An 8444-nucleotide genomic window follows, 5' to 3' on the forward strand; every position below is an offset into this window, starting at 1 on the left:
CGCACCGGACGGGTGGGTTTCGCTGTCGTTGGGGGGGGGGGGGGTGGGGGGGGCCGCGTCGCGCCCCCGCCCCCCCCCCCCCCCCCCCCGCCGGGGGGGGGGGCCCCCCACGGCGTGCAGCGGGGCGTGTGGGGCATTCGCACGCTCCTCCGAGGGGTGGTGGATCGTCAGGTCCCGCGCCCGCGCCCGGGAATTCGCGCTACCGTGGTCCTCCGCTACGGAAGGACGGCATATGCCCGAGGTTCAGTCCTGTTCCGGTTGCGGCGGGTCCGGGGGGACCCAGAAGACCGAAGCCACGGTCGAACGGGACGAGGAAGGGAGCATGGTGCCGAGGATCCACACCTTCTGGTCGCCCTGCGGTCGGTGCCACGGATCCGGGACGGTGATCGCCGGATGAGGCTGGTCTTCGAGTGCGCCGAGTGCGGCGGACACTACCTGCCGCCCGAGAGCATGGCGTACCCGGACGGGCCCGCCTCCCCGATCTGGTGCTCGCACTGCCAGGCGGCCAAACGGTCCGCCGGCGTCCAGGAGGACCCGCTGCTCACCCGCGTGGCCCTGGCCGCCGCCCGGGCCGCACTCGCCCGGCGCACCGCCGAGGGCGAGCCCACCGCGCGCGCCGACGTCCGCCCGTCCCGGCCGCCGCTGTCCCGCCGGGCCCGCTCCGGCCCGGGCGGGGTGCGCAGCAAGCTGGGCTGAGCCCTCAGCCTCCGGGCTCGCGGGGAACCACCCCAGCCCGGATTCGCCTTAGAAGAGCGCCTCCTGGGTGTCCGGCTCCGGCGGGCGGACCCGCTCCTCCAGGGCCACCCCGGACGTCGGACGGCCGGAGACGGGCGCGAGCGTCCAGCCGGTGAGCAGCCGGGTGTCCAGCAGCAGCGGCCCCGAGCCGTCGGCCTGGTCCAGGAACAGGTGGCGGCCCACCGGCGGCCGCAGGGTGCCCGCGATCACCGCCCCGTCGGCCAGACCGCCGACCTGCCGGTACGCCTCCGGTGCGCCGTCGGACAGCCCGAACCGCGCCACGTGGTCGACCACCGGGCGCTCGGCGAGCAGCTCCAGCGCGTGGCCGGCCAGCAGGCGGTGCGCCTGGGCCCGGGCCTCGGCCAGCACGGCCCGGCGGTACGGCTCGTCGCCGTGCGCCCACCAGTGCTCGGTCTTCAGCCTGGCCTTGAACCGCTCGCGGGCCAACCCGGAGGCGGCGACGGTGAGTTCGGCGCGCCGGATGGCCGGCAGCCCGCCCCGGGCGGTGAACGCGTAGGCCAGCGCGCCCTGTTCGAGCAGTCGGCTGTCGCCGCGCTGTTCGGCCGTCAGGCCGACCTTTAGCAGACCGTCGCCGAACCAGGCGAGGTAGAGCAGGTACGTCCGGCCGTCGTCGAGGATCTGGTCCCGGGCGAGGGCCAGGCCCCGGTCGACGCTCTGGCAGGCCGGGCACTGCACGGCGGCGCCGTCCGGCGCGATCACCGCGTGGTGCGGGCACGGGGTGCGCTCCGTCGCCCCGGCCAGCCAGGCGCCGGTGCAGCGGCGCGGCCCGCCCAGCAGCCAGCCGACCTCCGCGCCGGGCGTGACGGCCCGCTCGTGCGTCTGGCCGCCGCGCACGGCGCCGAGCAGGGCGCGGCCCTCGTGCCAGCTCAGCCCGGTGGAGACCCAGCCGGCGGGCCGGTCCGGGTGGTGCTGCGGTGCGATCGTCACGGGCATGCCTCCCTCTCGAACCAGTGCAGAGTACCCGCCACCCCTGACAGTGCTCCCGTGACAGTGCCCCCTGCTAGCCTCCGCGACCATGACGCCCGAGCCCGCCGCCCAGTCCCCCGTCACCGCCGACGACCTCGCGCTCGTCCTCCGGCTCGCCGCCGCCACCCTGCGCGCGGCGCCCGCGGACGCCGACTGGTCCCGGCCCGCCGGGACGGTCACCTGGGACTGCTGGACCACCGTCGAGCACCTCGCCGACGACCTGCTCGCCTACGCCGCCCAGCTCGGCCCGGCCGCCCCGCCGCGCGAGCGGTACGTCCCCTTCGCCACCGAGCGCCGCTTCCCCGGCGGGCCGAACAACTTCGTCCGCGCCGACCGCGCGAGCGGGCCCGACGGGCTGGTCGAGGTGCTGGAGGCGAGCGGCGGGCTGATGGTCGCGATCGCCCGCGCCGCCGCGCCCGAGGTCCGCGCCTACCACCCGTGGGGTGTCGCCGACCCGGCCGGGTTCGTCGCGATGAGCCTGGTCGAGACGCTGGTGCACCTGCACGACGTCGCCCAGGGCCTCGGCCTGCACTGGGATCCCCCGGCCGACCTCTGCCGCCGCGTCCTGGCCCGCCTCTTCCCCGACGTCCCCGTCACCGCCGCCGACGCCCCCTGGCCGACCCTTCTGTGGGCCACCGGCCGCGCCCCGCTGCCCGGCCAGCCGCTGCGCACCGACTGGCGCTGGCACGCCCGGCCCGGGGACGCGCCCCAGGTGCACTGACCGGTGCAGTGCAGCCGTGCTGCTCGCGGGGCTTGGCCCGGTGGGGTGTTCACGTTCTATTGTTGCGGGCGCGGTTGGCGGCGCGGCCGGGAGGCGTGCGGCGCGACCGGTCCGGCGTGCAATGAAGGGGTGGACGGTGGCGGGGCGGCGGAACGACGGAGTGCTGGCGATCTGGGCGGAGGCGCAGCGACAGCAGCAGCGCCGGGAGGAGGCCCGCTGGCGTGCCGAGGCGGCGCAGCAGCGCCGGCTGGAGCGCGAGCAGCGGGATGAGCAGCGGGCGACGGCCCGCAACGAGCGGGAGGCGCAGCGGGCCTACCAGCAGTCCCGGGAGGCGGAGGCGGCCCGGCTGACGGCCGAACTGGAAGCCCGGGTCGAGGAGTTGCGCGGGTTGCTGGCCGCCGGGCTGGCGGCTCCGGCGTTCGGCCCGCAGGCGCTGCTGGCGCCGCGCGCGGTGCCGCCGTTCGACCCGGGCCCGCTGGGCCGGCCGGTGGAGCTGCCCGATCAGGGCGGCCCGAAGTACCACGTGCCGCCGCCGGACCAGGTGCAGGCGCGCAATCCGGGGGTGCGGCGGCAGTACGAGCAGTACCTGGCGCAGGCCCGGGCCCGGTTCGAGCAGGACTGGTACGCCGCCCAGGCGCAGGAGGCCGACCGGCAGCGCCGGCTGGCCGCGTACCACCAGGAGTACCTGGCCTGGGCGGCGCAGTGCCGCCGCCAGGACGAGGACCGCGCCGCCCGTACCGAGGAGTTGCTGCGGCGGCTGCGCGCGGGCGAGCCGGAGGCGGTGCAGGAGTACTTCACCGCCGGCCTGTACGCCTCGGCGGCCTGGCCGGAGGGCTTCCCGCACCGCCTGGTGGCGGCCTGGGAGGCGTCGACCCGGCAGCTGGTGGTGAACTGGGAGCTGCCCGGCCCGGACGTGGTGCCGGCCGCCGGCCGGGTCCGGTACGTGAAGACGGACGACCGCGAGGCGGAGGTGGCCCGCCCGGCGACGGAGCGCAAGGCGCTGTACCGGGAGGTGCTGGCACAGTCGGCGCTGCGGCTGGCGGCGGAGCTGTTCCGGGCGGACCGGGACGGGATGCTGGACTCGGTGGTGCTGAACGGCTTCGTCCTCGGCATCGACCCGGCGACCGGCCGGGAGGCGGAGCGCTTCCTCGCCACCCTGACCGCCTCCCGGGCCGAGTTCGCCGGGCTGGCGCTGGACCGGGTGGCGCCGGTGGACTGCTTCCAGGGCCTGGGCGGCAAGCTGTCGGCGCGCCCGGAGCGGCTGGACGAGGTGCGGCCGGACCGGCTGCCGGAGACGGTCGGCGGGAGCCTGGCCGGGCACGGCGGCGACGACGACCCGGACCTGTTCGAGATGGACCCGATCGAGTTCGAGGAGCTGATCGCCGAGCTGTTCCGGCTGCGCGGCTTCCGGGTGATGACCACGGCCCGCAGCGGCGACGTCGGGGTGGACGTGGTCGCCGAGGACCTGGACCCGGTGACCGGCGGCAAGATCGTGATCCAGGCCAAGCGCTACCGCAAGACGGTGTCCCCGACGGCCGTGCGCGACCTGGAGTCGACCGTCCGGCACCACGGGGCCAACAAGGGCATCCTGGTGACCACCGCCGGCTTCGGCCGCGGCTCGTACAGCTACATCGAGGGGAAGCCGCTGACGCTGGTCAGCGGGCCGGAGCTGGTGGAGCTGCTGGCCGAGCAGGGGCTGCGGGGGCGGCTCGGCGGCGGCTCCGCGGAACAGGAGAAGCCCGCACCGGCGGCCGCGCCGACGGACCGTCACAGCAGCCTGACGGTCAGCTGGCAGAGCCGGACGGCCGGCGGCGACGCGGTGGAGCTGGACGTCACCGCGTTCCTGTGCGCCGCCGGGCGGGTGCTGAGCGACGAGCACTTCGTGTTCTTCAACAACCCGCAGGACCCGGACGGCGCCGTGCGGCTGCACCCGACCCACTCGGTGCCGGGCGAGCCGGCCCGGGCGGTCCGGCTGACCCTGGACCTGGAGCGGCTGGCGGCCACGGTGGACGAGGTGGTGGTCGCCGTCTCCACCGAGGAGGAGGAGCCGCGGGCCCTGCCGCTCGGCTACGTGCACGGTGTCGCCCTGGCGGCGACGTACGGTCCGGGCACGGCCGGTCCGGCGGAGTGGGCGGCCGGCACCGGCGGCGTGCCGGACAGCGCGATGCTCATGGGTTCATTCCAGCGTGCGGGCGGCGGTTGGCAGTTCAGCCCGTCGGGCCGCTCGGTGACGAACGGTCTGCTCGGGCTGGCGGGCGCGTTCGGCGTCGCGGTGGAGTAGCACGGGGACCATCGTCCGCAGCACAGGGACCATGGTCCTCAGGGATCGGTGTCATACCTGAGGATGAGAAGACCCCCGCCGAGCCGCCGAGACGGCGGGGGTCGCCCCTCCTCGGGACATACGCATCGCGCTCGAACGGATTGGGAGGATGGAACGGAACCCGATTGTCCGTTCCCGCCCTCAGGAGCACCCCCGTGACGACCCCCGCAACCGCCGTCCGTACCGGCCTGGCGGCCGCCCGCGCCACCGGCCTCAACAAGGTCTACGGGGACGGGGAGACCCGCGTCGTGGCCCTCGACAACGTCAGCGTCGACTTCCCGCAGGGCCAGTACACCGCCATCATGGGCCCCTCCGGCTCCGGCAAGTCCACCCTCATGCACTGCATGGCCGGCCTCGACACCATCAGCTCCGGCTCCACCACCATCGGCGACACCGAACTCGTCGGCCTCAAGGACAAGCAGCTCACCCAGATCCGCCGCGACCACATCGGCTTCATCTTCCAGGCCTTCAACCTGCTCCCCACCCTGACCGCCCTGGAGAACATCACCCTCCCGATGGACATCGCCGGCCGCAAGGTCGACAAGGCCTGGCTCGACCGCGTCGTCGACACCGTCGGCCTCTCCGGCCGCCTCAGCCACCGCCCCTCCCAGCTCTCCGGCGGCCAGCAGCAACGCGTCGCCTGCGCCCGCGCCCTCGCCGGCAAGCCCGACATCATCTTCGCCGACGAACCCACCGGAAACCTCGACTCCCGCTCCGGCGCCGAAATCCTCTCCTTCCTGCGCAACTCCGTCCGCGAACTCGGCCAGACCGTCGTCATGGTCACCCACGACCCCGTCGCCGCCTCCTACGCCGACCGCGTCGTCTTCCTCGCCGACGGCCGCATCGTCGACGAACTCCACCACCCCACCGCCGACACCGTCCTGGACCGCATGCGCCGCTTCGACGCCAAGGGCCGCACCAGCTAGAGCCACCCGCCAGCCCCGCGCCCCCGACCTTCGAGAACCCCCAGGACTGACACCCCCTCATGTACCGCACCGCTTTGCGCAACGTGCTGGCCCACAAGGGCCGACTGCTCATGACGGCGCTGGCCGTCATGCTCGGCACCGCCTTCGTCGCCGGCACCATGGTCTTCTCCGACACCTTCGGCAACGCGCTCAGGACCCAGAACTCCAAGAGCTACACCGACATCGCCGTCACGGTCAGCGACCGCGACGCCGCCCGCCAGGCCTACGACCACACCGGTGAGGACTCCGAGGGCCCGGCCCTCACCGAGGAGATCCGCAAGGCGGTCGCGGCACTGCCCGGCGCCGCCGAGGCGCGTGGCGTGGTCAGCGGCTTCGCCGGCATCGCCGACAAGAAGGGCGCGCTGATCGGCAACGGCTTCTCCACCACCGGCACCAACTACGTGCCGGGCGCCGACGGCACCGACCCGCGCTACCCGCTGGTCGACGGCCGCGGCCCGCACGGCTCGGGCGAGATCGCACTGGACACCAAGACCGCCGAGAAGGGCGGCTACCAGGTCGGCGACACCATCCGGGTCGCCGTCAACGGCCCGGTGATGAAGCTCAAGCTCACCGGCACCCTGACCACCAACGACCCGCGCGTGCTGGCCGGCGGCTCGCTGGCCGCCTTCGACACCGCCACCGCCCAGCAGCTCTACCTGAGCCCGGGCCGCTACGCCGAGCTGGACGTCAAGGGCAAGCCGGGCGCGGACGACACCGCGCTGCTCGCCGCCGTCAAGCAGACCGCCCCGCAGGGCGACTCGATCGAGGCGAAGACCGGGCGCGAGCTCGCCGCCGAGCAGGACCGGATGATCCAGCAGGGCACCAAGGTCCTGAGCACCTTCCTGATGGTCTTCGCCTTCATCTCGCTGTTCGTCGGCATCTTCATCATCGCCAACACCTTCACCATGCTGGTCGCCCAGCGCACCAAGGAACTCGCACTGCTGCGGGCGATCGGCGCCAGCCGCAAGCAGATCACCCGCTCCGTGCTGGTCGAGGCACTGCTGGTCGGCCTGCTCGCCTCGGCGGCCGGGCTGCTCGCCGGCATCGGGATCGGCGCCGGCATGCAGACGCTGGTCAGCGCGATGGACGACACCATGCCGCAGGGCTCGCTGGTGATCAAGCCGCTCACCATCGCGGTGACCCTGCTGGTCGGCGTCCTGGTGACGGTGCTGTCCGCCCTGCTGCCGGCCCTGCGCGCCTCCCGGATCGCCCCGGTGGCCGCGATGAGCTCGATCGAGCAGCCGGCCACCCAGAAGAGCCTGCTGGTGCGCAACACGATCGGCCTGCTGTTCACGCTGGCTGGCGCGGGCTCCCTGGCCGCGGGCGCGGGCGGCAAGGAGTACAAGCTGGTCGGGCTCGGCGCGGGCACCCTGCTGATCGGCGTGTTCGTGCTGACCCCGCTGCTGGCCCGGCCGCTGATCGCGCTGTTCGCCCCGCTGCTGCGCAAGCTCTACGGCACGCCGGGCAAGCTGGCCCAGGAGAACGCGATCCGCAACCCGCGCCGGACGGCGGCCACCGCCTCGGCGCTGACCATCGGCGTCACCCTGATCACCGCGCTGACCGTGGTCGGCGCCTCGGTGAACAAGGCCGTCGACGCGGCGACCGCGGACGACCTCAAGGCCGACTACACCGTCGCCATGCAGAACGGCTCGAAGCTCTCCCCCGAGGTCGCCGGCCAGATCGCCAAGGCGCCCGGCGTCAGCGCCATGAGCGTGATGCGCGAAGTCCGGGTGACGACCGACAAGGGCGACTCCGACTACGAGTTCCTGACGGGCGTCGACGCCGCGACCATCGACCAGCTGGCCACCGTCAAGGTCAAGGACGGTTCGGCGGACGCCCTCAAGCAGGGCAAGCTGATGATGAGCTCGGGCACCGCCCAGCGCCTCGGCTTCAAGGTCGGCGACACCATGGCCGTCACCTACCCGGGCGGGGCCAAGGGCTCGCTCACCGTCGGCGCCGTGCTGGAGGCCAACAGCGCGCTGGCCAACATCGTCGCCCCGGACAACGTGGTGGGCCCGCACGCGCTGCCCGGCTCCGGCCCGGCGAAGGTCCTGGTGAAGGGCGCCAACGGCGCGGACGAGAAGCTGAAGCAGGCGCTGCGCGACGCGACCGGCGGCAACCCGCTGATCGCCGTCAAGGGCGAGAAGGACATCAAGGCGGAGAACCGTCAGCTGATCACCGGCATGCTGAACATGATGTACGGGCTGCTCGGGATGGCCGTGGTGATCGCGGTGCTCGGCGTGGTCAACACCATGGCGATGTCGGTGTTCGAGCGGCGCCGGGAGATCGGCATGCTGCGGGCGATCGGCCTGGACCGGATCGGCATCCGCCGGATGGTCCGGTTGGAGTCGCTGCTGATCGCGCTGTTCGGCGGCGCGGTCGGGATCGGGCTCGGGATCCTGGTGGCCTGGGCGGGCACCCGCACGATGGCGGACTCGCTCAAGAACATCACCACCGTGGTGCCGCCGCTGCAGATCCTCGGTTTCCTGGTCGCGGCCGCGGTGATCGGCCTGCTGGCCGCCCTCTGGCCGGCCCACCGGGCCGCCCGGATGGACATCCTGGGCGCGATCAAGAGCGAGTAGGCGCCCCCCGCAAGCGCGCCGGAGCCCCGGACGGTCCTCGACCGTCCCGGGGGGCCGCGGATAGCGCGCGCGCGCGGCGGCGTATAGACAAAAAACACCCCCCCCCCCCCACACCGCACTCGGTTGGGGGCGGG

General features: G+C 74.1%; 6 protein-coding genes. 5 read left to right on the forward strand and 1 reads right to left on the reverse strand.

Annotated elements, in window-relative coordinates; translation table 11 throughout:
- Positions 1-393: 393 nt before the first annotated feature.
- Positions 394-696 (forward strand): hypothetical protein, encoded by a 303-nt coding sequence (locus ACFV6D_RS38240; RefSeq protein ID WP_380563326.1) that lies wholly within the window; start codon positions 394-396, stop codon positions 694-696.
- A 48-nt stretch (positions 697-744) separates the two neighbouring features.
- Here the strand turns inward: ACFV6D_RS38240 and ACFV6D_RS38245 are convergent, their stop codons facing one another.
- On the reverse strand, positions 745-1683 hold the full coding sequence (locus tag ACFV6D_RS38245; protein WP_380379003.1) for a DUF2797 domain-containing protein: 939 nt from the start codon (positions 1681-1683) through the stop codon (positions 745-747).
- An 88-nt stretch (positions 1684-1771) separates the two neighbouring features.
- On the opposite strand from ACFV6D_RS38245, the gene ACFV6D_RS38250 reads away from it, so the two are divergent.
- From ACFV6D_RS38250 to ACFV6D_RS38265, 4 genes are all read left to right on the forward strand, one after another.
- A complete protein-coding gene (locus ACFV6D_RS38250) occupies positions 1772-2443 on the forward strand; it encodes a maleylpyruvate isomerase N-terminal domain-containing protein (RefSeq protein ID WP_380563328.1) in 672 nt (223 codons plus the stop codon).
- Between the two features lie 136 nt (positions 2444-2579).
- Positions 2580-4724, forward strand: coding sequence for a restriction endonuclease (locus ACFV6D_RS38255; protein WP_380493960.1), 2145 nt, complete (start codon positions 2580-2582; stop codon positions 4722-4724).
- A gap of 194 nt (positions 4725-4918) precedes the next feature.
- Positions 4919-5689 carry an ABC transporter ATP-binding protein gene (locus ACFV6D_RS38260; RefSeq protein ID WP_063346110.1) on the forward strand — a complete coding sequence of 257 codons (771 nt, stop codon included), beginning with the start codon at positions 4919-4921 and terminating at the stop codon, positions 5687-5689.
- Between the two features lie 59 nt (positions 5690-5748).
- Positions 5749-8310 carry an ABC transporter permease gene (locus ACFV6D_RS38265; protein WP_380563330.1) on the forward strand — a complete coding sequence of 854 codons (2562 nt, stop codon included), beginning with the start codon at positions 5749-5751 and terminating at the stop codon, positions 8308-8310.
- Positions 8311-8444 lie beyond the last annotated feature (134 nt).

Source organism: Kitasatospora sp. NPDC059812 (assembly GCF_042732075.1).
Taxonomy (GTDB): Bacteria; Actinomycetota; Actinomycetes; order Streptomycetales; family Streptomycetaceae; genus Kitasatospora.